This window comes from Cupriavidus pinatubonensis (genome assembly GCF_019602855.1).
Taxonomy (GTDB): Bacteria; Pseudomonadota; Gammaproteobacteria; order Burkholderiales; family Burkholderiaceae; genus Cupriavidus; species Cupriavidus pinatubonensis.
In genome coordinates, this window is sequence record NZ_CP080767.1 from 2315155 (window position 1) to 2336995 (window position 21841).

29 protein-coding genes are annotated in these 21841 nt (G+C 61.3%); 10 read left to right on the forward strand and 19 right to left on the reverse strand.

Going from position 1 to position 21841, the window contains the following annotated elements; all coding sequences use genetic code 11:
- Positions 1 to 30 precede the first annotated feature (30 nt).
- From K2O51_RS23365 to K2O51_RS23435, 15 genes are all read right to left on the reverse strand, one after another.
- On the reverse strand, positions 31 to 966 hold the full coding sequence (locus K2O51_RS23365; RefSeq protein WP_220630851.1) for a major capsid protein: 936 nt from the start codon (positions 964 to 966) through the stop codon (positions 31 to 33).
- Positions 967 to 1012: 46 nt separating this feature from the next.
- Positions 1013 to 1387 carry a DUF2190 domain-containing protein gene (locus K2O51_RS23370; protein WP_220630852.1) on the reverse strand — a complete coding sequence of 125 codons (375 nt, stop codon included), beginning with the start codon at positions 1385 to 1387 and terminating at the stop codon, positions 1013 to 1015.
- A gap of 39 nt (positions 1388 to 1426) precedes the next feature.
- Positions 1427 to 2779, reverse strand: coding sequence for a S49 family peptidase (locus K2O51_RS23375; protein ID WP_220630853.1), 1353 nt, complete (start codon positions 2777 to 2779; stop codon positions 1427 to 1429).
- A 47-nt stretch (positions 2780 to 2826) separates the two neighbouring features.
- Entirely contained in the window at positions 2827 to 4395 is a 1569-nt protein-coding gene (locus K2O51_RS23380; RefSeq protein ID WP_220630854.1) for a phage portal protein, read from the reverse strand.
- Complete coding sequence (locus tag K2O51_RS23385) at positions 4392 to 4607, reverse strand: DUF6148 family protein (RefSeq protein WP_220630855.1); 216 nt, start codon at positions 4605 to 4607, stop codon at positions 4392 to 4394. Before K2O51_RS23385 ends, K2O51_RS23380 begins: the two co-directional genes overlap by 4 nt.
- 3 nt (positions 4608 to 4610) lie before the next feature.
- Positions 4611 to 6710: a phage terminase large subunit family protein gene (locus K2O51_RS23390; RefSeq protein ID WP_220630856.1), complete on the reverse strand. Its 2100-nt coding sequence runs from the start codon at positions 6708 to 6710 to the stop codon at positions 4611 to 4613.
- A complete protein-coding gene (locus tag K2O51_RS23395) occupies positions 6694 to 7218 on the reverse strand; it encodes a terminase small subunit (RefSeq protein WP_220630857.1) in 525 nt (174 codons plus the stop codon). Before K2O51_RS23395 ends, K2O51_RS23390 begins: the two co-directional genes overlap by 17 nt.
- Before the next feature lie 104 nt (positions 7219 to 7322).
- Positions 7323 to 8129 carry a hypothetical protein gene (locus tag K2O51_RS23400; RefSeq protein ID WP_220630858.1) on the reverse strand — a complete coding sequence of 269 codons (807 nt, stop codon included), beginning with the start codon at positions 8127 to 8129 and terminating at the stop codon, positions 7323 to 7325.
- Between the two features lie 131 nt (positions 8130 to 8260).
- Positions 8261 to 9028, reverse strand: a complete 768-nt coding sequence (locus K2O51_RS23405; RefSeq protein ID WP_220630859.1) for a hypothetical protein — start codon at positions 9026 to 9028, stop codon at positions 8261 to 8263.
- A gap of 139 nt (positions 9029 to 9167) precedes the next feature.
- The gene (locus K2O51_RS23410; protein ID WP_220630860.1) at positions 9168 to 9560 is read right to left on the reverse strand and encodes a hypothetical protein; all 393 of its coding nucleotides are present in this window, start codon (positions 9558 to 9560) and stop codon (positions 9168 to 9170) included.
- A 2-nt stretch (positions 9561 to 9562) separates the two neighbouring features.
- Positions 9563 to 9892: a hypothetical protein gene (locus K2O51_RS23415; RefSeq protein ID WP_245001875.1), complete on the reverse strand. Its 330-nt coding sequence runs from the start codon at positions 9890 to 9892 to the stop codon at positions 9563 to 9565.
- Entirely contained in the window at positions 9889 to 10968 is a 1080-nt protein-coding gene (locus tag K2O51_RS23420; protein ID WP_220630861.1) for a hypothetical protein, read from the reverse strand. The genes K2O51_RS23415 and K2O51_RS23420 overlap by 4 nt, the downstream gene beginning before the upstream one ends.
- A gap of 190 nt (positions 10969 to 11158) precedes the next feature.
- Complete coding sequence (locus tag K2O51_RS23425) at positions 11159 to 11539, reverse strand: hypothetical protein (RefSeq protein ID WP_220630862.1); 381 nt, start codon at positions 11537 to 11539, stop codon at positions 11159 to 11161.
- Positions 11536 to 11850: a hypothetical protein gene (locus K2O51_RS23430; protein ID WP_220630863.1), complete on the reverse strand. Its 315-nt coding sequence runs from the start codon at positions 11848 to 11850 to the stop codon at positions 11536 to 11538. Before K2O51_RS23430 ends, K2O51_RS23425 begins: the two co-directional genes overlap by 4 nt.
- Before the next feature lie 119 nt (positions 11851 to 11969).
- Positions 11970 to 12557 carry a toxin YdaT family protein gene (locus K2O51_RS23435; protein ID WP_220630864.1) on the reverse strand — a complete coding sequence of 196 codons (588 nt, stop codon included), beginning with the start codon at positions 12555 to 12557 and terminating at the stop codon, positions 11970 to 11972.
- Between the two features lie 228 nt (positions 12558 to 12785).
- Between K2O51_RS23435 and K2O51_RS23440 the strand changes: the two genes are divergently transcribed.
- Positions 12786 to 13187, forward strand: a complete 402-nt coding sequence (locus K2O51_RS23440; protein ID WP_220630865.1) for a hypothetical protein — start codon at positions 12786 to 12788, stop codon at positions 13185 to 13187.
- 210 nt (positions 13188 to 13397) lie between these two features.
- Here the strand turns inward: K2O51_RS23440 and K2O51_RS23445 are convergent, their stop codons facing one another.
- On the reverse strand, positions 13398 to 13655 hold the full coding sequence (locus K2O51_RS23445) for a helix-turn-helix domain-containing protein (protein ID WP_220630866.1): 258 nt from the start codon (positions 13653 to 13655) through the stop codon (positions 13398 to 13400).
- A 542-nt stretch (positions 13656 to 14197) separates the two neighbouring features.
- Between K2O51_RS23445 and K2O51_RS23450 the strand changes: the two genes are divergently transcribed.
- The 7 genes from K2O51_RS23450 (at position 14198) to K2O51_RS23475 (ending at position 16880) form a co-directional block, all read left to right on the forward strand.
- Complete coding sequence (locus K2O51_RS23450; RefSeq protein WP_220630867.1) at positions 14198 to 14458, forward strand: hypothetical protein; 261 nt, start codon at positions 14198 to 14200, stop codon at positions 14456 to 14458.
- 268 nt (positions 14459 to 14726) lie between these two features.
- The gene (locus tag K2O51_RS23455) at positions 14727 to 15224 is read left to right on the forward strand and encodes a hypothetical protein (RefSeq protein ID WP_220630868.1); all 498 of its coding nucleotides are present in this window, start codon (positions 14727 to 14729) and stop codon (positions 15222 to 15224) included.
- Entirely contained in the window at positions 15221 to 15346 is a 126-nt protein-coding gene (locus K2O51_RS35585; protein ID WP_280640416.1) for a hypothetical protein, read from the forward strand. Before K2O51_RS23455 ends, K2O51_RS35585 begins: the two co-directional genes overlap by 4 nt.
- Positions 15343 to 15567 carry a hypothetical protein gene (locus tag K2O51_RS23460; protein ID WP_220630869.1) on the forward strand — a complete coding sequence of 75 codons (225 nt, stop codon included), beginning with the start codon at positions 15343 to 15345 and terminating at the stop codon, positions 15565 to 15567. The genes K2O51_RS35585 and K2O51_RS23460 overlap by 4 nt, the downstream gene beginning before the upstream one ends.
- A 14-nt stretch (positions 15568 to 15581) precedes the next feature.
- Positions 15582 to 15941 carry a nucleoside/nucleotide kinase family protein gene (locus K2O51_RS23465; RefSeq protein WP_220630870.1) on the forward strand — a complete coding sequence of 120 codons (360 nt, stop codon included), beginning with the start codon at positions 15582 to 15584 and terminating at the stop codon, positions 15939 to 15941.
- Positions 15938 to 16357, forward strand: coding sequence for a hypothetical protein (locus tag K2O51_RS23470; RefSeq protein ID WP_220630871.1), 420 nt, complete (start codon positions 15938 to 15940; stop codon positions 16355 to 16357). Before K2O51_RS23465 ends, K2O51_RS23470 begins: the two co-directional genes overlap by 4 nt.
- 61 nt (positions 16358 to 16418) lie before the next feature.
- Positions 16419 to 16880 (forward strand): hypothetical protein, encoded by a 462-nt coding sequence (locus tag K2O51_RS23475; RefSeq protein ID WP_220630872.1) that lies wholly within the window; start codon positions 16419 to 16421, stop codon positions 16878 to 16880.
- A gap of 122 nt (positions 16881 to 17002) precedes the next feature.
- On the opposite strand, the gene K2O51_RS23480 is transcribed toward K2O51_RS23475, so the two are convergent.
- The gene (locus K2O51_RS23480; protein WP_220630873.1) at positions 17003 to 17335 is read right to left on the reverse strand and encodes a hypothetical protein; all 333 of its coding nucleotides are present in this window, start codon (positions 17333 to 17335) and stop codon (positions 17003 to 17005) included.
- A 130-nt stretch (positions 17336 to 17465) separates the two neighbouring features.
- On the opposite strand from K2O51_RS23480, the gene K2O51_RS23485 reads away from it, so the two are divergent.
- Positions 17466 to 17723: a hypothetical protein gene (locus tag K2O51_RS23485; RefSeq protein ID WP_220630874.1), complete on the forward strand. Its 258-nt coding sequence runs from the start codon at positions 17466 to 17468 to the stop codon at positions 17721 to 17723.
- Positions 17724 to 17788: 65 nt separating this feature from the next.
- Positions 17789 to 18004, forward strand: a complete 216-nt coding sequence (locus K2O51_RS23490) for a helix-turn-helix transcriptional regulator (protein ID WP_245001876.1) — start codon at positions 17789 to 17791, stop codon at positions 18002 to 18004.
- A 266-nt stretch (positions 18005 to 18270) separates the two neighbouring features.
- Here K2O51_RS23490 and K2O51_RS23495 read toward each other — a convergent pair whose 3' ends face one another.
- Both K2O51_RS23495 and K2O51_RS23500 read right to left on the reverse strand, forming a co-directional pair.
- On the reverse strand, positions 18271 to 19890 hold the full coding sequence (locus K2O51_RS23495; RefSeq protein WP_220630876.1) for an AIPR family protein: 1620 nt from the start codon (positions 19888 to 19890) through the stop codon (positions 18271 to 18273).
- Between the two features lie 1360 nt (positions 19891 to 21250).
- The gene (locus K2O51_RS23500; protein WP_220630877.1) at positions 21251 to 21814 is read right to left on the reverse strand and encodes an NADPH-dependent FMN reductase; all 564 of its coding nucleotides are present in this window, start codon (positions 21812 to 21814) and stop codon (positions 21251 to 21253) included.
- Between the last annotated feature and the right edge of the window lie 27 nt (positions 21815 to 21841).

Genomic DNA, 21841 nt, shown 5'->3' on the forward strand with positions numbered 1-21841 from the left:
GCGGGCCGACAGGGTTGCAGTGGCGCGCCGTTAGGCGATCGCGTTCTGGAAGAAGAAGGACAGATCCGGTGCGGTCACCAGCTCGTTGACGCGCTCACCCGCGCGCACCTGGTAGCCACCTTCGAGGCCGCCGTGCTGCTTGCCGAACTCGGCATCGGAGATGCGCTCGCCCTGCTGGGCGGTAAAGCCCCAGGTGGTCGAGCGCGTGGTCTCTGCCGGGATCTCGCGGTAGATGAAGGCGGCATGCTTGCCCCAGCAGCGCTGCAGGGACATGGCCTGACCCTTTTTCGCCGTGTTGACGAAGGCGCTACCGACCAGGATCTCCTCGAGCTCGAGCGCATCGGCCAGCTGCTGGCGCGTCACGCCCCCCGAGGTGCCGCCCTTGCCGTTGACGTAGTCGATCACCTTCGGGTGCAGGATCAGCTTGGTCCACACCGAGCGACCGAAGATGGCCACGTTGGGGCGCATGATCGGCGTGTCCAGGTTGGTCAGGATCGCGCTGATCGGGTCCGAGCTGGTGTAGTCCGACCATTGACCGGAACCCGACAGCGTGACCTTGTTGTTGTGGTTGGCCGCACCGAAGACGGTATTGGCCACGCGCACCTCGCGGTCCAGCGTCACCAGCTTCATCACGAACTCGGCGGCCAGTGCCAGCGGGTCGACGCCTTCCGGCGAGTTGCGCACGTCCTCGATCGGGACGATTTCATCCAGGCCATAGTCGAACACTGCACCGGTCTGCATGATGCCGGAGCTTTCGACCTGGTTGGGACGCGCCTTACGGCCCACCTTAGTGTCGGGCACGGTGAAGTGATCCGCGACGGTCTGCACCAGGTACTTGAACTCGGCCTGCGAGACGGTCACACGGGGCATCACCTTGTCGGCGATCATTTCGCCGTTGGTGTAGGCGATGACGATCGACGCGATGAGCGCCAGGTTGATCGGGTACGGCGCGACAGCAGTCGACATGTAGAACTCCTAGAAATTGGAAAGGGAAACCGCAGGCAAGCGGGGCTTAGCCCTGCATGACGCTCGGTGCGATGAAGACCGAGCCGATATCGCCCAGCACGCCCGACACCTCGGCGAAGCCGATCAGGCGCACGTTGGAGCCGCCCGCCGGAGCCGCCGCGACCGCGCGGCCGCTGGCGTCAGCGGTCAGCGGCTGGCCGCGCGTGACGTTGCCGCCGTACTCGACGTCGGCGAGGCCGCTACGTACGATGCTGGGGCGATCGCCGATGGCGTAGGCAAAGCCCTCCGTCACGCCGTTCAGTGCATCGGTAGCAGCACCCGCCTGCTTAACCGAGCCGTCGGTGGCGCCGGGCGCCGTGATACGGAACTTGGCCAGGGCGGTCTCGGCAATGGCCGTCTTGATCATTCCAGGATTGCTCATGATGTGGTCCTGTAGTGGTAGGGAGGAAAGCGCGGACGATCAGGCCTGCGCCAGTTCTTTTGCGGCCTGGGTGGCTGCCATCGAGTAGCTCAGTTTCTTGCCGGAGGCCTCCGCGGTGCTCACCAGTTCGCGGGCGCGCGCGGCGATCGCCTTCGGGTCCGGCTTGGCCGAGGCCGCCGGCGCGGGATCGGCGACCGGTGCAGCCGGCAGCGGCGTCGGCGCGTCGGCAGTCATGGCCGAGGCCTGCTTCGCCAGCGCGGCACGGTGGGCACCGAGGATCTGCGCGGCAGCCTGGTCCGGCGTGGTCTTACCATCGGCCTTGAGCGAGTCGACCAACGCCTCGTGGCCGACCATGGCGTGCGCCTCGATACCGAGGATGCGGGCGCGCTCTGCATCGGCGCCGGCGGTGCGGGCCTCGGTCTGGATTTCTGCCAACAGCTCGGGCGACTGGGCCGCCAGCTCTTCGCGGGTAATGCTCATCGTGGTTCCTTTCGGAGAGGTGGGCAGTTCTGCCCGGTTCTTGACAGGCGCGGGCTTCGCGCCAGGGACTTGAAACTCGCCGGCGGCGAGCCGGGCGATCAGCTGCTCGGCTGTGGCCATTCCGTCCACGAGTCCGGCATCGATGGCTTGCTGGCCGATGAAAATTCGGCCATCAGCCATATCGGAGAGCACGGTGTCCGCCGACGTGCCGCGGTTCTTGGCGACAGCGTCGACAAACTGCTCATACATGTAATCGGAGTGGGCCTGAATCGTTGCCCGGCCCTCATCCGATAGCGGCGCATAGCTGCTGGCGATGCGCTTGTACTTGCCCGAGTAGATCTCGGTGGTCTTGACGCCGCGTTGCGTCTCGGCGCCGGACACATCGCGGTGCGCATTGACCACGCCGATCGAGCCGACTTGCGTGGTGCTGTCGGCGACATAGACCGCCTGCGCAGCGCTGCCGATCCAGTAGGCCGCGCTGGCCATGGTGCCGTCAGCGAGTGCAATCACCGGCTTGATCGCACCGACCTCACGCACGATGTCGGCGAGCTGCTGCGTGCCGGCCACGGTGCCGCCCGGCGAATCGACATGCAGCAGGATGGCGCTCACCTGGCGATTGGCCGCCGCGGCACGCAGGTCCCGGCCGATCAGGTCACTGGAGGCCCCACCCGAGATATCGGTGAATAGGTTGGCGCGCTGCGCGATCGTGCCCATGATCGGAACAATCGCCACGCCGTTGGCGATCTCATAGTCCTGCGGCGCGCTGCCCAGCGGCTTCCCGATGCTCGCCTCGACCGCTTTCAGATCGATGGCATCGCCACGCATACGCATGTCGTATGCGTCTACGATGGCCACCAGCTTGTCGGGCAGGATCGCCCACGGGCCCGTGACCACGTCCAGTAGTCGGTTCATCGTCGCTCCAGAAAAGCGAAACCCGCCACGCGGGCGGGTTCGGGTTGTCATTGATCGTTCGCGTTATCGGGCGGCGCGAGCAGCTCGTCGGCCTGCCCTGGCGGTGTCGGCAGGAGACCGTCGCGCTCGCGCGCGGCATGCTCCCGCGTTTGCTGGGCGTGGTTGTCTTCCCAGTTACTGCCGTCGTAGGCCATCGTTTCCTTGGCCAGCGTGGTACGCCCGATCTTGAGGTTGAGCTCGGAGGCCTGCGCCTCTTTCATCGGGTCGATCGCGCCCGGCGCATCGCCCACCCACTGGCAGCCGAGCCAGGCGCGACGAATCAGCGGGTGATCGAAGTAGCCCGGCGCCGACAGGTACCCGTTGGCCACCGCTTCGTCGATGATCAGCTCATAGACCGGCTGGCAGAAGTTGGTGGCCAGCCAGAAGCGGCGCATCTTGAAGAAGCGCCACGCGTCCAGGATCGCCGCCCGCGCTGCGGTGTAGCTCGAGGTGTAATGCTTGATCAGCACCTCAAAAGGCAGCTCCAGCGCTACCCCAATCTGCCGCAGGATCGACTGCACGAACGGATCGAACAACGCGTTGGGCCGCCCTGGATTGATCACCTCGACGCTGTCGCCGGGCGCGCCCTGGATCACCGCGCCCTTGCCCAGTTTGTAGTCGGGGTCAGACTGATTCGGGTCCGGCTGCAGCGGGCCCTCGCCGTCCCCGGACTTGATGAAGACGGTGAACATGCCGGAGACCACTGCCGCGGCCAGCTCGGCATCGGTATAGGTGCCAAGCTGGCGCAGCGGGTCAATTACCGGCGCCAGGTAAGGCTCGCCGCGTGTCATGCCGATGCGCCGCCGCTCGAACAGGTGCAGCACGTTGCGGCGTCCGGTGCCGCTGCCGAACGCTTCGCGCCGATCCCACTGGCGTTGGGCGCCCGCGGCGCCAAGCGCACCGGGATGCTTACGCAGAAAGTGGTACGCGATCGGAGCGCCGAAATCGTCGAGCTCGACGCCCCCTGCAAACTGGTCGTCGTCGCGCCGGCCCTGCGGGTTGCAGCACCGATCGGCCTCGATCAGCTGCAAGCGCGTGCGATATCGCGTGCGGTGGCGATCGAACATCGGCGTCAGCATGAACGTGTCGCCGTTCTCTGCCGTCGAGCGAAAGGCCAGATTCTGCAGCTCGTAGAACGTCTGCCCCAAGGCCGCATCGCATTCCTTGCTCTCGGCCCACAGCGCAAACTCGCGCTGCGCCTGGCGCTGCCACGCGGTCGCCTCCTCCTGGGTGAGGCCCAGCACGTCGGCATCGACCGTCGGCTGCGGCGCCAGGCCGGTGCCGACCACGTTGGTGACCATCGTGTTGATGGCGCCGCGAGCGAGCGGGTTATTGCGCGCCAGGTCACGGCTGCGGTTGCGCAGCACCGCCAGCTGCGGGATCAGGTCGGCGTCTGCTGAGCCACCGAACGCAAACCAGTTTTTGAGGGAGCGCTTGGTGCGCGAGCCGCCCTCGTACGCGCCGGAGTAGGCCTGCACCGTACGCGCGTGCGCTCGGCGATTACCGGCGGCCGGATTGAAGTAGTTGACGACGCGGTCGATCACCGTCAGCTTGGGCGCGGGCTTGGCCATCTTCATTCCGCCACCCCGTAGCCGATCGTCATGCGACGCCCGCCGCGGCGGGCTCGCGCCACGCGCGCCTCCCAGTAGTCGATCTGCTCGCGGATCTCGGCGGCATCCACACGGGTCATCTTGCGGCCACCGATCTCGTAGGCCTGGCCTTTGGCCACGGCGATGCTTGCGGCCAGCCAGACATCGAGCTGGGCCTGCGCCTGTTCGGCTGTGATCATGGGTCAAATCTCCACGCCACGCGACACGGTGCCGTATCGGCGCCGACGTACTGGTGGCAGGTTGGGTGAATCGGTGTCGCCGACTGCAGGCGGCGGTACCGGCGCGACGTCCTCAGTGCTCGACGCGTCGTCGTCGACCTCCTCCGGCTCGACTGGTGCAGCCGTGGGCGCGGGCGGCTCGGGCGCTTCCACCGCTTCGGGCTCGTCGAACAAGCCGCTCTGCGAGTGCCGCGCCTCCAGGATCGACCAGTCGCGTTCCTGCATCAGGTGCACCTTGGCCGCGCGCGATGCGTGCAGCGCGTACACCTCGCAGTCGAGCGCCTCGTTGCGCTTGCCGACCTTTTTTTGCCAGACGCGGATCACGTGCCCGTTCTTCTGCCGCATCGGCGCCTTGACCTCCGCCAGGAGCTGCTCGAAGTAGTCCGCGATCACGTTCTTGTAGACGTGAAAGCGGCCCGGCCCCTTGCCCTCCAGGCCGACGCGCCCGCGCTCGCCGATCAGCAGATCCTTGGCGCGCCCGACACCGACCTGGAACACCGACACGCCATAACGTGCGGCCTTGGTGTTCTTCTTGTTGGTCTCCAGCACCGGACCCGGCTTGCGGAAGATCTCCGCGTCCGCGCTGCGCGCGCCCTTAATGGCCATGACGTGCGGCACGCCGCGGCCCTGGCGCGATCGCACGTACTTGTAGGCCGCGTCCGAGGTATTGCCATCCCCGCTGTCGATCGACACGGCGCTGATCCCTAGCGCGAAGCCGCGGGCGTGCCGGTACTTGCCGAAGAGCAGTTTGTCGAGCTGATTCCAGACATCATCCTGAATCAGCGCGACCTGCCCATAGAGCCGCTCGTACAGCACCAGCCAGGACTCCTCGCCGCGACCATACGCGCGAATGACGACTTCCAGCCGATCGGGCTGCAGGTCGACGCCCATCACCAGGATCAGGCCACCGGCCGGCACCATGCGCGGCAAGTAGTCCTTCGCGCGCTCGGCCAGCTGCTCGGGCTTCGCCTGGTCGCCCTTGAACGAGTAGGCCTCGCCTTTAGAGCTATTGGTGAAGGCCACAAGCTTGCTCTCGTCGCCCATCGCCAGGTGATGCAGCGCCGTGAGCCAGTTCTCCATCAAGGTCGGCATGGTCGAGCCCGGAAACGGGCTGTACAGCTCATTGATGAAGTAGCCGGCGATGCCGTTGAATGGCGCGGTGGCCATCCAGCGTCCGCCGCGCACGTTGCGACGCTTCTCCGCGTCGTTCCAGATCCCGCCGCAGTGCGGGCAGACGTAGTACGCCTTTTCCGGCAACTTGCTGCCGAAGATCGGATGCGCTGCGGCCGGGTCTTCGGGGCACTTCAGGTTGTCGAAGCTGAGCGCGTGCTCCTCGCCGCAGTGGTGGCAAGGCACCATGCCGACGCGTTTGTCGGACAGCTCCATCTCGGCGGCGATGGTCGACGTGCCCTCGACCGTCGGCGTGCCACCGATGACGATCTTGACGCGCGAGCGCCGGAACGTCTTGGTCCGTTCCTTGGCCAGCTTGATCGAGTCGCCCTGACCGCGCAGGTTCAGGTTGCAGTCGTCGGGCTCCTCGATGAATATCCGCGGAATCGGACTCGACTTCACCGAGCTGGGCGAGTTGGAGCCGACCAGCTTGAGGAAGCCACCGCGAAACCGCTTGAACAGCATGCGCTGCTGGGCCTTGCGGCTGCGCAGATCCACCGCCTGGCGTAGCCGCGGCGTGGCGGTGACCATCGGCTCAAACTTCTCGGCCATGTATTCCTTGGCCGCGCCCTCTTTCGGGAACAGCCCAAGGATCGGCGACGGGTCCAGGTCGATCCACTTGCCGAGCACGTTGCCGAGTACTCCCGACGTCCACGCCACCTGGGCTGACTTCTGGCAGCACACCTCGATCACGGTCGGATCGTCCAGCGCCTCGAGCGGATTGCCCGGCCAGCACAGGTAAGGCGTGACCTCGGGATCGTACTTGCCGGCGCGATCGGCCTCGATCGACGACAGGAAGCGATACTTGCGCGCCCACTCCAGTGCATTCATGCGCGGCGGCAACGCCCAACGCGCGACGGCCGAGCGCAGCACGCGCTTAGCTGTCGTCGTCATCCTCGTCATCGTCGCCGGCATCGCCAGAATGCTCAGCGTCGGGATCTCCATCTTCGTCCTCGTCCAGGTGCTGCAGCTTCGCGAGGCATTGCTCGACCAGCGGCAGGATCAGCTGCTCGTCGACCTCGACGTCATGGGCCTCGAAAATCGCGTCCGCGACCTTGCCGGGCAGTAGCAGCAGTTCCGTTTTGGCGGCCTCGATGTGGTCGCCCCACAAGCGCTCGAACGTGGCCGCGGGCGCCAGCATGTCGAGCTTTTCGCCGATGCGGATCTCGACCTCGATCTTGCGCGCGCGGTCGAGCTCGTCTTTCGGGCTCGACAGGCCTACGCGATGCAGCTCGCGTTGCGTGAGCCAGGTAATCACCGCGCTGGTGTCGTACTCGTTGCCGCGGCCGCGCTGGCCAGCCAGCATGACGGGCATGCCCTCGTCTTTTTGCCAGCGAATCAGCGTCTGCACGGCGAAGCCGGTGATCTCCGCCAGCTCCTGCAGGTTGACTGTCTTGCCCATCGGACCCCCAAACTAACTAACCCTAGAGCCCCCTTTATCTAGAAACAAAACGCGGCTCGAATCACCCCCATGCGAGCGGTCCCGGAAGGACCCGCGACGGGGGGTCACGCTCGGGCCGTGGCTAGGGCGTGACGTGTCGATGCCTCGAAGTTGGCCGCCAGGCTGCCCTCGACCGTCTCGCGCACCAGGTCGAAGAAAGGGAAGATCGGGCGGTAAGCCGCGTGGCGCACGAACAGCAGCACGGGCTTGGCGCCGCCGCGCTGGAGATGCGCAATACGACCGCTCTCCGCAGTGCTGTACGCCACGCGCTGGTAGATGCCCGGCGGCAGCTTGCCCTCTTGCCTGGCCAGCGCGAAGTACGAAAATCCCCGCACGCCCTGCGATGGCTTGCCCTTGAGCAGGTTGGCACGGCGCTTGTCCGTCATGTTGGCGCGGTAGCCCTGCTCACCAAACGCGCGGAAGTACGACAGCAGCTGCACGATCTGCCCGCGGCTCAAGTTGCCGAAGGCATCAAGCTGGGCCGCGCGACCCGTCACGGTGTACATGCCGGACGGGAGTACTCCTGCCGCCTGGAGCGATCGCTCGTAGCGCTTCTGCCGACGCTGACCACCGATGACCTCGGGCCCGAGATACCGCTCGGCCGGCGTGCCCTTCCCCGCTTCATCCTTGACCCACACCTTGGCCTCGAGCCGGTCCTTGGAGGCGTAAGAAATCCGGATCGAGTTCAGCGTGTACGGCGTCGCTCGATCGAAGCGCTGTGCCATCTCGCTGACCAGGCGCTGCTTGGCCAGCTCTGCAGTCTTGTTGAGCGCCACGCGCAGCGCGTAGGGCAGCTGCCGCCCGAGCAGATCCCGCGTGGCGTCGATGGCCGGCCCGAAATTAGGGCGCACCGTGAATTCCGGTCCTGGCATCTCGTCCTCACAAAAGTAATCTGGCTGCGAAGGCCACTCACACGGGTAGCTCCAGAAAACAAAAAGCCCGACACTGTGCATTGTGTCGGGCTTCCCTTAATGAGGGACTGCGGCAGCGAAACAAAATCCACTCAATCTAATCGACATGAAATATATAGCTCATGCATCAGGCCACACACGGAAAAAATCCCTAACAGGAACGGCACACCAGCATCAATGAAGAGCCATCGCATATTCTGGCTTTTAAGGAAATGCCGAAACCAGGAATCGAATCGTCCTAGGGATACAGGTATCCGGTCGGACTGGACGATTGACTCCACGCGTTTCACAGATGTGTGAATCGCCTCAAGATCAGCACTGAAGGAGTGGATTCGCTGAATGAGCGTAGTTGAACCGCTTATAGCGTCTGATGCTCTATCTGCAGATACAGTCTCGGCAAGATCATTCATTGATTTCTGGACACTCACTAGCATGTCCGCGATCCCTTGTAGTCCGCGAGATTGCTGCAGCCACCAATTATGAAGTGTGGACTGCTTAGGGTCTGCAGGATAATCTGCATGCTCGCTTCCGAAAGAAGCCCCAGTGAGGTATGCAACGCGAGTACCGGTAAGGCGAAGCCTCCACTCGACAAAGGAATCCCACACATACCATCCAAAATGGAGGAGCAGATAGAGCGTTACGGAAAGTAATCCGACGTTAATCATTGTCGGCGTAAGCCCCGTAAACTTAAACCCGAGCACGGTAGAGGCAGGATCGACCTGTATATTGCCCAAGACACTGAAGAAAGAAACCAGTGAAGCGATGAGCAAGTTTCGTCTGACCTTCAAGGCCTCATCTACGAGCTGCGCTGCAACAGGCTTACCCAGCACCGCCTCGACTGCCTCCCTTTGCTTTTCCATGGCCTCGACCCTAGTTAACACGCGCCTGATTCTGCCAGATGTGCCGCACATAAGAAGAAAGCCCGACGACGAGGGCCGGGCTTCCTATTCCCCTGCACGCACCGAGCGCACAGCGTAGCCGAAATCTATCACCACTCTGTCAGGATTTAAGCAAGATACGAAGGGGGGGTGTACTAACCCCCGGATTCTTAAGCAGAAATCCGATTATCTTTGTCAAGGTCGCGTGTAGGCGCCAAACATGGCTTTCGCCGACGCCCATCTCCTCTGCGATCAGCGACTTCGGCCATTCGCGGATGTACCAGGCCGCCGCCAGGCCTTGCAACTCGGCCGGCAGTTTGCGGACGGCCTCATGCGTGCGCTCGCAGTCCTGCGGGATGACGGGCACGTAGGCGTGCACTGGCATCGAGCGGATTTCCTCGAGCGTCAGGCAGCTCGGGCCGTAGCTGTTGCTGCGAAAATCCGACTTAGCCCACCTACCCCATGACTGCAAGCGCGCCACCACCCACGCGTGCGGATCACCACCCTTCGCCATGCTCACCTCCGCTTGCTCACGATGGCGCGCATATGCGCCAGACCGCGATCGGCTGCCGTCGCATCTGTCGGCAGGTTATCCACCTCTGGCACGCCAGGGATCGGCGGCAGGTGTTCTCGCCGCGCGACTGCCCACAGCCGCGTCCAGCGCTCGGCCGCCGCGGGCCATGTGCCCGGTGCGATATCGCCCACACCGTATCGCACCGCCGTCCAGAAGACCGCACGATCGCACCAGCGGTCTTGCTGGCCAGCACGAAGCTGCAACTGCTCGACGGCCTCGGCGTAGGCCTGCTCCGCGGTCATGCCAACGATGCCCTGGCCAGACCCGCTCATTTCCTACGCCCGCCCTTGAGGATCGCCCGGACCGTCGCAAGCCCGCGCTCGCGCGCCGTGGCCGTCGACGGCAAGACCTCTACCACCGCGATCGCATCCGCCCGACTCTCGGCCATGCGCTCCTGGTGCGCCGCCTCCTCGGCGGCAACCGACGCGGCCATGGCGATGGCGTTGGCGCGCGCCGCCGCGATCTGGTCGGCATATTTCGCCTCCCACGCGTCGCCCAATTCTTTCGCATTCTGCAACAGTCCCCGGAAGTAGGGCCACGGGCTCTTCGCCTTGATCACCTTGGCCTCGTAGGCGCCGTGCCATTCGTCCAAAACGCGTTGGGCCAGCTCTTTCGTCATCCCGATCGTCGATCGCGCGATGTAGGCCCGCTGCGCGTCCGCTATGCCGGTCGGCCACCGCAGGTGCGTCTCCCATGCGATTTCCTCCGCGGACCTCCCCTCTGCAAGCTCGCTTTTCTCGGCCCTTGACCTGCGTGGGCGCCGCTCCGAGGGCGCACGGCGCTGGCGCTCCGTCGGTTCTTCGTCAGAGGGGTTGTTCGCCTGACCCGCGCCCAGCGGGGCAGGGTCGACTTCGCCATCCCCGGAGGGGGTAGGGGGAGGGTTTAAGGTTTTAAAACCAGAACCCTGATGTGTGTCGGCTTTCGGCTCGGAACTACTTTGTGCATAACCTCCGAGAGCCCTGTCGGCATTGGCATTGCTGGCATCTTCCGGGCCTGTTGAACCCCCTCCGGCTTTATTGGAGACGTGCGAAAGCCTGCGGGCGGCCAGCAGTCGAAATTTGAGGCGCAGGCTGTTGCCAATGGACTCCACCAGGCCAACCTTCTCGAGCTGCCCCACACGCCGGCGGAGCTGCTGCTCGGACGGCTTGGAGGCGCGCACGCCAGGCCGTCCCTCCAGCTCGGTGTCCTCGCGCAGCGCCCACCAGGACACGGCCTTGCCTTCTCCGTCGCCCACGATGCCCGTGGCAAAGTCCATCCGACGGCGCAGCGAGAGGTACAGGTCGCGTGCGAGGTGGTCGACCTTGCGCATCAGCACCCACTCCCGGTCATCGATGACAAACGCGGTCATTGGCTGGCCTCCGGCTTGAGTGGCACCGTAAGCTTCCCCATCTGCGCCCACACGTGGCCATGCTCCCACTGGCGATAGTGACTGCCATACCGCGGGTACGGATTGGCGTTCTTCTTCTCTCCGCCCTCAGCCGCTTCTTGCCCTGCTTTGCGAAGCGATTCGATCGATTGAATTGGTAGGTCCATAGAAGCTACGGCCGCGCGCCGGCGGCCCCATAGAGAACATCGAAGGTGGCCGTGAACTCGGGTGAGGTCGAGGCAACAAGATCAGCACGGTAGGCCTCTCGCGCGGCCCCGGCCGGCATCGAGACGCATCGCGCCACGCAGACAAGCGCCAGCGCGGACATTTCCGCGCCAGCGTTGAAGATCCAGAACACGTCAGAAAGCGGCCAGAATTGCAGGAGGTCGCGAGCGAATGCCTGCAGCGCGGGCAGGCCCTTCGGCTTGCGCACGCGCTCCAGGTGGTGCCAGGCGCAGCAGAGTTGACTGCCGTGGTCGCACGCTAGGCTCATACCTGCCCGCGTCGACTTGCAGCAGTTCATGTCGCGCCAAAACACAATCTCCACCTTCACCTTGCCAGCCTCCTATCGAAGCAGCACACGGCGTCCCATATCTTCAGCAGATCAACATCGCCGCCCCACACTTGCCCAACACGGTGGTTCTGATACACAGCGCGGCGCTGCTGCCTTTCGAAGTTAGGGTCTTTCTCGTTGATGATTGCGAAGATGCGCGCGTCCTCGCGGCGAACCCGCCTGGCACGTGAGCCATCGCCACTGGCTGCACCAGGCGGCTCGCTCCTCTTCGGTACAGCAAAGACTGCGAACTTCTCAGCTGTCCTCCCCCTTTTGATCTGTCGCTCGACGTAGTCGACAATGCGATCCATGAGCGCATTGCGCTCCCGCATAGTGAGAGGCCTCTCCCTGCGATACAGGTTTCGTGGACGTGGGCGCGAGCCAATATCGGGCGCCGACGATTCGACGCCCGGCAGCAGGTCGATACATGTCATACGGAAGGCTTCTCGACGATCGCCTGTGAGGCCAAAGCAGCCTCGATATGGCGCAGCACGCCCTGCTGCGACGCCACGGCTTCGCTGACCTCTCGGTAAGCCGCGCGTAGTGCTTCCGGGGATGCGTCCGACATCAAGCTTGTGACCGCCAAGTGCGCCTCACCATCTTCCTTGAGCATGCCCGCCAGTAGCAGCGGGACCGGCAGCTCAGCATTTGTGCGTGCGCAAAGCGGGCGAACGGTCAAACCTAACGGCGCAAGTAATTGGCCCAACAGCTTCAAGCGCAGATCTGCCGGAAGGGCCGCAAGGATGGACGGGATGAAATTGGCCGGCAGCAGCGAGCTGTCCTTGGTCTCGTCGTCGAGCCAGCGAAAGATGCGGTCCGCATTGACCTTCATGCGCTCATATGCGTCTGGAGTGCGCGGGTCAAATCGAATACCCGTGCGATCCTCCACGCCCAAAGATTCGTGCGTGATGACGATCTCCTGCGCGACAGTCTCGCGCCCCCAGCGCTCACGCGTGCGCCAGGCGATAACGCTTTCGCGCAGCAGGCCGATCAACGTCTGTTGCGAATTGATTCGCATGCTTTCTTGTTCCCCGGTGACTAGACTGCCTACACAACAAATCGGCGCCCATTCAGGAGCGCCGCAGCAAGGGAGAAATCTGTGTTCCAACCCAGGCCGAAATTTCTTCGCCGCTTGACACTGACGGAGAGGCGGCGAATCCCCTCATTCGTGGAATTGGTGCGCACCCCAAGTTCAGGTATGTACGTTGGCTCTGACCTCAACAACCCAAACCTGAAAGGGGTAGGCATGGAAGACGACAATCAACTTAAGGTCCAATTCACCGTCGATCGAACCGAAGCCATGATCACCTTCAAGGAGCGATACACCGCTCTCGAGATTGAGACGCTCATGTTTGATTTGGCCGAAATCCGCTCGCTAATGGCCCCCGCAGTACCGCACAAAGCCCCGGATCCGGATGCATCTTCTGACAACGATCAAATCAGTTGCTTTGCGGGCGCCGACATCACCGCCGGAGTCGTAGTGGGCGACCAAGTAGCGCTGCAAATCAGGCACCCCGGAACCGGTTGGCTCTACTTCACACTGGATCCTCGGGCCGCTTTGGAGCTGGGCAGGTACTTGTTATCTCTACCCCCGGCCAAAGACCTAGAGCCTTCGCCCTTCTCAATTTCGCCATCCACACCTCACTGACGGCGCGCCGAGATCGAATTTCGACTCGATGCCAGTTTTTGCGCTCGCTCTCCCTTGCCTCAATGGCCTTTTGCTGAACAGAGAGCGGCTTCACGGTCGACTTGCCGGCGCTCACGTAGTGGACGCTCGCGACAACGAGCTCTTCATGCTGCAAGTGCACGAGCGCAGGGCGAATTAGCCAGAACACCAGACGGGCGTAGAGTTTCTTGATCATTGGTCTTTGTATTCCTTCAATGAAAGTTGGCAGCTGACCGCCCCGACTGGCGAGGAAACGCTAGACAGTCCAATCCCCACCTCAGCGGTGATGAAGCCGTCGATCTTCTCTAGGGTGTCCGAGCGAGGGTAGTAGTCCGGCGAGTTTGTGATGCGCTCCAGCGTCTTGGGATTGATTCCCAGTCGCTTCGCAATCGCACCGCGCCGCCCCTTCTGTTGGGCTAACCAGTCCCGAATTTGTGCGGTATCTCTCATAGCCCCGGATGGTAGTACATATATGTACGATCATCAATCAAATTGTAGATCACATAAGAACTACTCCGATCCGTACCATGCAGATATGCCGAAAGCTCAAATCCAATCGCCAAGTCTTTCAACGCTAGTCGGACACCTGGACGGGCTGATCGGGCCCGGTCGGCGCTTCGCAAGCATCAATGCGATGGCCGTTGCACTGGGCATGCATGCGACTACGCTTCGGCGGTACATGAGCATGGAGTCGGATATCACACTATCCATGCTCGACCACATCGCGGACGGATTGGGGATACCCGCTGGAGGCCTTTTGGACCCCGCCAGCGGCCAAGTCGAACCGGCGCACGAACTGGTGTTGGCTAGCCTCAAAGTTCTTAGATCTCTTCCACCATCAGAGCTGGAACGCGTTTTCCAATTGCTGATGGCTTACGCTTTCCCCTCCAAAGTGCGGCTTGAAAACACGACAAAACCAGTGGATCTGGATGCTTTGACGGTACCGCACAGCGCCCCTGAAGAAGGGCATGGGCGGGAAGGGGTTATACGTAGTGCAGTTGGCCAACATCCACGAAAAAGAACGCGCTGAAATCCACGATGCTTTGATCGCCCTCCTACGCCTCAATGGCGAAGGCAGGTTACGCGGCCTGACCTTCGGGCTCGCGCTCGACGATGGCGACTATCGAATAGGGATCAAAGGGAGCGTGCGACGACACCCGATGGAAGCTTTAGCCCTGTTCTCCCGCGGCGTGTCCACAGCAAACTCATTGGTTTCCACCCACCTTCAGAAACTAACCACTGAGAGCCCTTAGGCTATTGGACATATCTGTCCAATAGGAACAAATTCGACCATCTCAAAGTCGGATGGGACATTTATGTCTAGTAGATAGTTCATATATGCACTACACTCACGGGGAAATCCGAGTGGACATATATGGACAACCGTACACGCATCAAAGGCTGGATTCTCTACCTCGCTCTGGTAGGCGCCGCCCTTTTCGCCCACGCCTGCGCAGTTGAGTCCGATCTGCAGGGCAGTGCTGATCACCGCCACTGCGCGCCAGGTGTGAGGTAGCTGCCATGCATCTCGAATTCGACCGAAAAGGCAAGGCCTCCCCCAACAACTGGGTTGTCATCGACGACTTCGGAACTGAGCACGATGCGTCCAGCAAGGGCTCCTTCTGTGGCTACAGCGACCAGCCCGCCATCCAGCGCCGCGGTTTCCGTCACAGCGAAGACCACGACCCGGACGTAAATCGCGCGCACTGGTGCTGGCCGCGCTTCTATTCCGTCCGCGAGTCAACTGCCTTCGCCAGCTCGCTGGGGATGAGCATCGAAGTGGAGATCCGCATCGACTTCGAGCTGATCCCCGCATGGGACGAGCGCTATGGCGAGGAGCGATTGACCCAAGCCGACGGGGCGACGATTCGCGTCCTGTATGCAGGCACAAACGAATGGGAGTTCCGCCCGGCCTCAACGGTGCTTACGTCGAAGACCATCGAAGCCTTTTGCTGGGCCTACATCGAGATGGAGAAGGCACGCGAGGCCGCCGGCAGCTCGAGGAGGGAGATCCAATGATTACCTTCCGCGTCACTCTCGACGGCCACATCCACTACTTCGGCCTGTTCGCCCATGCGATCGACGCCATCGCTGATGGCCTCGACCGCGGCGCACGATCCGTCGCTGTCAGGCGCGCATGACTCGCCGCCCCTTCTCCCAAGCCGCATTGGTCGCAGAGTTTCTGCGCATCCAGGGCAGCGGCATTGCAGAGGAGGAGGTCATGAAACCAGCGATTCGCAAGGCACTGATTCGACTGATCGCCGCGCGCCTTAACGCCCAGCGTCGCGCCACCCGCCAACTCGATCGCCAGCGCCGTTCGGCAATCGACGTGAAGCGCCTTCAAGCCAACGACCTCGACTAACTGAGGAGAAAGCCATGCTGATCGGACTCACCGGCCGCACCGGCGTCGGCCAGGATGTTGTCGCCGACTATCTCGCGCGCGCCCACGCATTTACGCCCACCAAGTACATCACCGACCCGGTCGTCGATGACCTGCCCGGCCACCACGTTGTGGTGACCCACGTTCGCGATTACATCGACGCCGAGCTGCTGGCCGAGCGCGGCGGCATCGTGGTGCACCTGAGTGATGCCCAACTGCCCGACTTTGGACCGGAGAACGGCATCACGCTGCGCGACATCGACCACCAGGTCACGGTGACATCCGATTTCTTCCACGCCTTCGACCTGCTCGACCGCGTGATCGGCGAAGCCGAGTTCTCGGGAGCCGCAGCATGAAAAAGCGCAGCCGTTATCAGATGCGGGCGGTAGGCGTCCCGATGATGCCCTTCAACAAACGCCACGTCGAGCTGACGTATTACGCCGACCTGGTCAGCTTCATCAGCGCACCCACCGACACCGCCTACAACCGGCTGATGCGCACGCTGGAGCTCGTCGCCTTCGCCATGGAGGCGCAAAACATCCCGGACTACCGCGTGCACCTGCGCTCGACCAAGCTCGCCATGTCGGCAGTTTTCGACCGCAGCCAGCACACCGGCAGGGTCACGGTGCTGGATCTCGAAGCGATGACCCTGCGCGCCGCCGCCGCCGCCATCGAGCAAGCCATCAGCCGCATGCGCCTTGACACCTTCAACGAAGCCCACTTCATCACCAAGCTCGCCATGCAAGCGCAAGGCGCACCAGTCGAAGCCTGACCGTCAAGAGCCCGCCATGACCACTCTCCGACCCACCGCCCCTCTGACTACAGGAGATCGCATGACAAAGCATCGCCGCACTGGACGTGCGCCCTCCATCAACAGCATCGGCGCCCGCATCACCGAAGAGCAGGGCCTGCGGCTGGCCGCAGCCTCGGATCCAGATCGACCCTTCCGCAAGAAGCGGAGCATCAACACCGACGACATCGGCGTGGAGCAGCTGGCCGGCGCAATGAAACGCAAGCTGGCCAAGTGCCGGGCCGCAGGCCGCGGTGGCTGGGACAGCCCGCTCGATTGCTCGATTGAGCGGCTCGCCGCAATGCTTGGCGAAGCCGTGTGCAAGGGCGACCCGGTCGACGTGGCCAACTTCGCCATGATGCTTCATGTGCGCGGCGGCGATCACCAGCTCATTGCACAGACAGCCATGCGCGCGCTCCTGTGGGGCAGCCGCGAAGACCAGTCGGAACGCATTGCCGAGCTGGAAAAGCAGCTTGCCGGAGCAAAGGTGGGCGCCGCGAAATGACGCACTACACCGCGCTACTCGTCACGATGGCAGCGGGGCTGCTCTTCGCCACTGTCGGATTCTACGCCGTTCGCTGCCAGGCCAAGTGGATGCGCGACGCACTCACGCAGGAGCAATCCTCCTCAATCCGCCAGCAGATTGATCGGTACCAATCGGGCAGGCTGCGCGACCAAATCGAGACCCGCAACCTTAGCTATTGCTTTGACGGTAATCACGCTCGGCGGTTCGGAACGTTGAGCGAACTCTGCCAGCAAAGACTCAGCGATACCGGTTCTCGCGGCCATGTCCTGCAATCCGTACTCGGAAACTATTCGCCCCAGCGCGAAATTGATCAGGCGCGCATCTTCGCGAACCAACGCCATGGTCAGGTAGACAGCCCAGCGGTTCTCTCTGGCGATCAGGCCCTCGGCCGCCTTGATGATTTCATCAATTTGGCTGTTGATAGATGTGGTCATTGGAGTCTTCGTACTGCAAAAGGATGCTCTATCGGCAGCCGATCTAATTTCTTGAGCGTGCAAAGAGCCACGGCCAACCAACGGACCGCGCGAGGCCAACGAGTCCACAACCAAGAGGGAGCATAAGACCATGTCCCGCCCTGCCCTCGCCCGCACCGCCGGCATCTTGTGCAGCCGTACTGACTTCCGCAACTTCCTCGCTGAACGCTATCCGCACGCCTGGGCGCAGTTCGGTGCGCTACGCGACATCGAACGCGCTGCCGCAGTAATCCGCGCCCTCTGCGGCATCGAATCCCGCAGCGAGCTCGACAGCAACCCTGCCGTCGCCCAGCGCTTCCACACTAAGCTGGGCTTCCCGTTTAGCGCCTGGCGTCGCTCCATCAAATAGAACACCCGGTAGCCTAAGCTATGAACTCGAGCCTATTTCTCCTCGCCGCACAATTCGATGGCCGCATGCTTCTGTCGCTGGACGAGGTCTGTGACGCCGTCGGTATCCAGAAGCAGACAGCATACAATCGGCTGTCCGCTGGCACGTTCCCAATTCCGATGCGCAAGGAAGGCCGGTCGCTGATCGGCGACATCCGTGACGTGGCTGAGTACCTGGACGCGCAACGCGCCAGCGCAAAGGCAGAGCATGACCGACTGCGGCAGTCGATGGCCGCGCGATGAGAGCCACACGGCCAGTTGTTGGGGCGGGCGTTTGCAAAGGCCTACGGTATTAGCTACGGTCTACCCGGTGCGCGCACAGTACTGCTTGGACTTGCCTCCAGGCTACCTTTGTGGGTTCCGCCGGGCCGGCGGCTTCGCAAAATCTCCTCAGCTAAGCTTGACTTCCGACATACCCACCCCACCGCACTTTTAGTCTTGGCGCATATCAAAGACGGACCACAATTCGGTGACAGCTAATCTATCGTCGCGATAACGATATATGCAAACTACATTGACGTGGTAATCGTGCTCCGTAGCGCTTCGCATTTCTTTGTATTCTTAAAGAGTACAGCTAGATAGCAGTCGGCGCCATAAAGTTTGTCAATCGCCGCCTTTAATGACAAATGTATTTTTTCCATTTTCTTTGAATTGATGCTCCCCTTGGTCGTGAGGAGTACATTTTCAATGAATCTGTTTCCATGTACCGCCAACTGTGCTTCGCGCCCCGAATGCTGAGCCGCATATGTCGCGACGATCGAAGAAGCGATGCGCCATCTTTTTACCAGCTCCCACGCGGCATTGGCCTCAATATTTTTATCGAAAAGTTTGGAATAGTATCCACTTGGATCGGTAAGTGACCCAACATTACGTTTTGCCACCGTAACGCTTGTCATGTTGTCGCTCGATACCGCGAGAGCCGTTGCCAATTCTTGAACCTCAAGCCCATGGTTGACGTCGGCAACACGCTCTCCCCGCCGATAACAATACTGAATGCCAATCTTCTTCATTGACTCACCGATACCGTCCTGAATTGGATCGATGGCTAGGAAATCCTTGGCCTCTACACGGTTCTGGGTGTTAGTGGCGGTAGTTATTCTATTTGCGATGTCAATCGGCGCCTGATCAAGTGAAATTACTTTTATCTGAACATATGCCTTTTTAACCGATTTTGGATTTTTGGCGTAGGCTTTCGCTATAGACCCCGTTGTTTGGGCCCCATTGACAATTTTTAGATTTCCAACTTTCCAAAATGCGCTCTCCTTCTGATCCCCAAGTCCAATTGGCTTGCGGATGACCTCGTCGGCAATAGCTGTGATTCCATTGTTTAAATACCAGAAGTCTGCAGGCTGACGAAGAAGCGCTGATTCAATCTGAATATTTATATCACTCTCAGGAAGAGTATTTCGGATATTTTCAGAAAAAAGCAAGTCCTCGTGAGTGGCATACCATTCGGCGACATCCGCGCAAGAAATCTTCCCGTAAATTGCGTAGTAGGGTTCCTTCTGTTCGCCCCACTGTAGAAGATTCACGTCAACATCGGATTTTGTGCCAGATTTAACCGCCTTGATTGTCCGAAGGATCCGCTTCAAGTCAAACGAGCGGAAGCTAACGACCTCTTGAGAGTCAGAATTATTATCCTCTAGAAACTCATCTACGATGGCCTGCGCATCCGCGCTCAGCGCGTTATCACTATTATATGCGGCAACCAAAATGATTTCTGGATCATTCCGAATTGCATCGGAAATCTCTTGCGAAATGGATTTCACCCTGCTGTTAAATTTTTTCCAATCCTCATTGAGAAGATCATAAACGCCTGAAATGAATTTTCGAACCTCTCCAGTCTCAATGGTGCTCGTTCCTTTGGTAGACCATTTTGATTGAACAATATAGAGCTTATTACGGGGACTATCGAAAATAACCCCATCGATTCCGTTGTCCCTAGTGCCGTCAACGATGTATTTGGCAACTTGAGCGTATTGCATTCCAGCCAAACCGGCAAGGCAAATAGCTGCGATGCCACGAGAGAGAAGCTTTCCTTCGTCGCCGTTTATATCATCGAGATAGAGGTGTTCTTTTACAATGGATTCGATATGGTTGCGAACGCGATTTGAAAGAATGATACTCATGATGTCGATGAGTGTGTGCGGCGTGGCTGTGTGGGCGGCCTCAGCAAATGAGCCGGGTTCTGAATAGTGCGACCGTCGATAATGCCGTATTCAGTCGCGCGCGGCAACGAAAAAAACAGAGGGCTAAGCACCAGCATGGGCACAGTATCTGAAGCAGCAGTCAGTGGACGCTCGTTGAACGCTAACTCGGATGCAGCGCCACTTCGCACTTACCGACGGTAAGAGACAAGTTGTTGACAGCCAACTGACCGTTCAAAGGTCGAGCTGCTGCCAAACAGTCGGAGGCAGCCTTCCGACGACCGGCGCTTCTTGGCCGAACCAGGTCGACGCGCGGCGGTTCAGAAGATGGCAGACCTCCTCCGTCCTAGAACACTCCCCAATGGCTGCAGAAAGACGTCCATGTCATCTGTACTGCACGGTTCCTAAGGCCGCTTCTTCCCGTTTTTCTCATTCACTGCTACGAGATTGCTACAGCATTGCCTGTCGCTACCCGGAAAACCGCATGGTTAAGCCAAACCGATTCTTACTTCGCACCAGTCCATCATCGGGGCAACCGAGATGCGGCGGGGGCTTACTTTCATGGGAAAACGGCGTCAGTACTAGGGTCTGCGGGCGGTCTCGCCCTGTCTCGTCGTCTCGGAATTGACCTCGTTGAAGCCATTTTGGGGTGCAAGCGCTACGTTGTAGCACCACGAAGCATTTCGTGTAGCACCGCCGGGCAACGGAAACGATTGTCGAGCGAACGCAAGGACAAGAGTATAGGTTACCCGGCGCAGATTCGCCCGAAGCGAGGCCGGAAGCCCCCCACAACCAAACCATGACATTGGTCGCACCAGGCCGACTTCGTTGGCCTTCAGTCAAGCACGGGCAGTGGAACGCACCCGGTCAGGCCCGCCTTGCGCCGCCCCGCTGCCGGCGCATGGAATGTCGGCGCACCATCCCACTCAACCGGTATGATCGCGCGCAGAACACGGCAACGCGCCCCGCCATCGGGTCTCGCCAAGTGAGTCGAGGGGATTCCTGGGCAAGCCTGCTCGCTACGCTCCGGCCCATTAGCGCTCGGCTACGCCGGCGCCGGACTGTCAACATGACATCGAAAACCAAGTCACCTCCGGTGACCTCCGCGCACGAATCCCGATCCGATATATCATGCTATGACGTATCTCGGCTGCTCAAGCGGTTTGAAACCGGCCAGAACAGTGCGCATGGGACGATTACACAAAGCCGCAAAATGATGAGAACGAGCATCGTGTTGCTATCGGAGATAGGTCGATTCGGTCCCAGGCCGTGGTAAAAAACAGGACAGCAGATAGGCCACAGCGCACGATTGCGCCGCGGCCCGTGCCATCCGCCAGCTACATCAGCGCGCAGCTGCGTTGCGTTCGATCCAGGCCGCGTACGTTGTCAGGTACTTGCCCAGGAAACCGCGGGTAGATTCGTTCGCGATACCGCCCTGCTCGTCGAACAGCCTGTCCACGCCGCTGATATAGGCCTCTGGCTGCTGCAGGATCGGCACGTTCAGGAATACCAGCGACTGCCGCAGGTGATGATTCGCCCCGAAACCACCGATGGCGCCGGGCGAAGCGCTGATCACGCCGCCGGGCTTGCCGTCCCAGGCGCTGCTGCCATATGGACGCGATCCGACATCGATCGCGTTCTTCAGCGGCGCCGGCACGGAGCGGTTGTATTCGGGTGTGACGAAGAGGACCGAATCGGCACGGCGGATGCGGTCGCGAAAGGCGGTCCACTCGGCTGGCGGACTGGCGTCGAGGTCCTGGTTGTACAACTGCAGGTTGCCAATCTCGACGATTTCGAGCTTGAGTGGCTGTGGCGCCAGCGCGATCAGCGCCTTGGCCAGCTTTCGACTGAACGACTCCTTGCGCAGGCTTCCCACCAGTACAGCGACATCACGAGGATTGCTCATAACGACTCCTTCAACTGTGCGGTTCGA

Bases quoted from the DNA above. Each gene is read 5' to 3' on its own strand.
- K2O51_RS23470 (WP_220630871.1), top strand. From the start codon at position 15,938: ATGAAAAAGCGCAGCCGTTATCAGATGCGGGCGGTAGGCGTCCCGATG.
- K2O51_RS23490 (WP_245001876.1), top strand. From the start codon at position 17,789: ATGCTTCTGTCGCTGGACGAGGTCTGTGACGCCGTCGGTATCCAGAAG.
- K2O51_RS23385 (WP_220630855.1), bottom strand. From the start codon at position 4,607: ATGATCACAGCCGAACAGGCGCAGGCCCAGCTCGATGTCTGGCTGGCC.
- K2O51_RS23440 (WP_220630865.1), top strand. From the start codon at position 12,786: ATGGAAGACGACAATCAACTTAAGGTCCAATTCACCGTCGATCGAACC.
- K2O51_RS23370 (WP_220630852.1), bottom strand. From the start codon at position 1,387: ATGAGCAATCCTGGAATGATCAAGACGGCCATTGCCGAGACCGCCCTG.
- K2O51_RS23460 (WP_220630869.1), top strand. From the start codon at position 15,343: ATGACTCGCCGCCCCTTCTCCCAAGCCGCATTGGTCGCAGAGTTTCTG.
- K2O51_RS23390 (WP_220630856.1), bottom strand. From the start codon at position 6,710: ATGACGACGACAGCTAAGCGCGTGCTGCGCTCGGCCGTCGCGCGTTGG.
- K2O51_RS23435 (WP_220630864.1), bottom strand. From the start codon at position 12,557: ATGCGAATCAATTCGCAACAGACGTTGATCGGCCTGCTGCGCGAAAGC.
- K2O51_RS23400 (WP_220630858.1), bottom strand. From the start codon at position 8,129: ATGCCAGGACCGGAATTCACGGTGCGCCCTAATTTCGGGCCGGCCATC.
- K2O51_RS23395 (WP_220630857.1), bottom strand. From the start codon at position 7,218: ATGGGCAAGACAGTCAACCTGCAGGAGCTGGCGGAGATCACCGGCTTC.
- K2O51_RS23430 (WP_220630863.1), bottom strand. From the start codon at position 11,850: ATGGATCGCATTGTCGACTACGTCGAGCGACAGATCAAAAGGGGGAGG.
- K2O51_RS23475 (WP_220630872.1), top strand. From the start codon at position 16,419: ATGACAAAGCATCGCCGCACTGGACGTGCGCCCTCCATCAACAGCATC.
- K2O51_RS23500 (WP_220630877.1), bottom strand. From the start codon at position 21,814: ATGAGCAATCCTCGTGATGTCGCTGTACTGGTGGGAAGCCTGCGCAAG.
- K2O51_RS23495 (WP_220630876.1), bottom strand. From the start codon at position 19,890: ATGAGTATCATTCTTTCAAATCGCGTTCGCAACCATATCGAATCCATT.
- K2O51_RS35585 (WP_280640416.1), top strand. From the start codon at position 15,221: ATGATTACCTTCCGCGTCACTCTCGACGGCCACATCCACTACTTCGGC.
- K2O51_RS23465 (WP_220630870.1), top strand. From the start codon at position 15,582: ATGCTGATCGGACTCACCGGCCGCACCGGCGTCGGCCAGGATGTTGTC.
- K2O51_RS23455 (WP_220630868.1), top strand. From the start codon at position 14,727: ATGCATCTCGAATTCGACCGAAAAGGCAAGGCCTCCCCCAACAACTGG.
- K2O51_RS23485 (WP_220630874.1), top strand. From the start codon at position 17,466: ATGTCCCGCCCTGCCCTCGCCCGCACCGCCGGCATCTTGTGCAGCCGT.
- K2O51_RS23375 (WP_220630853.1), bottom strand. From the start codon at position 2,779: ATGAACCGACTACTGGACGTGGTCACGGGCCCGTGGGCGATCCTGCCC.
- K2O51_RS23405 (WP_220630859.1), bottom strand. From the start codon at position 9,028: ATGGAAAAGCAAAGGGAGGCAGTCGAGGCGGTGCTGGGTAAGCCTGTT.
- K2O51_RS23410 (WP_220630860.1), bottom strand. From the start codon at position 9,560: ATGGCGAAGGGTGGTGATCCGCACGCGTGGGTGGTGGCGCGCTTGCAG.
- K2O51_RS23480 (WP_220630873.1), bottom strand. From the start codon at position 17,335: ATGACCACATCTATCAACAGCCAAATTGATGAAATCATCAAGGCGGCC.
- K2O51_RS23380 (WP_220630854.1), bottom strand. From the start codon at position 4,395: ATGAAGATGGCCAAGCCCGCGCCCAAGCTGACGGTGATCGACCGCGTC.
- K2O51_RS23415 (WP_245001875.1), bottom strand. From the start codon at position 9,892: ATGAGCGGGTCTGGCCAGGGCATCGTTGGCATGACCGCGGAGCAGGCC.
- K2O51_RS23445 (WP_220630866.1), bottom strand. From the start codon at position 13,655: ATGAGAGATACCGCACAAATTCGGGACTGGTTAGCCCAACAGAAGGGG.
- K2O51_RS23365 (WP_220630851.1), bottom strand. From the start codon at position 966: ATGTCGACTGCTGTCGCGCCGTACCCGATCAACCTGGCGCTCATCGCG.
- K2O51_RS23420 (WP_220630861.1), bottom strand. From the start codon at position 10,968: ATGACCGCGTTTGTCATCGATGACCGGGAGTGGGTGCTGATGCGCAAG.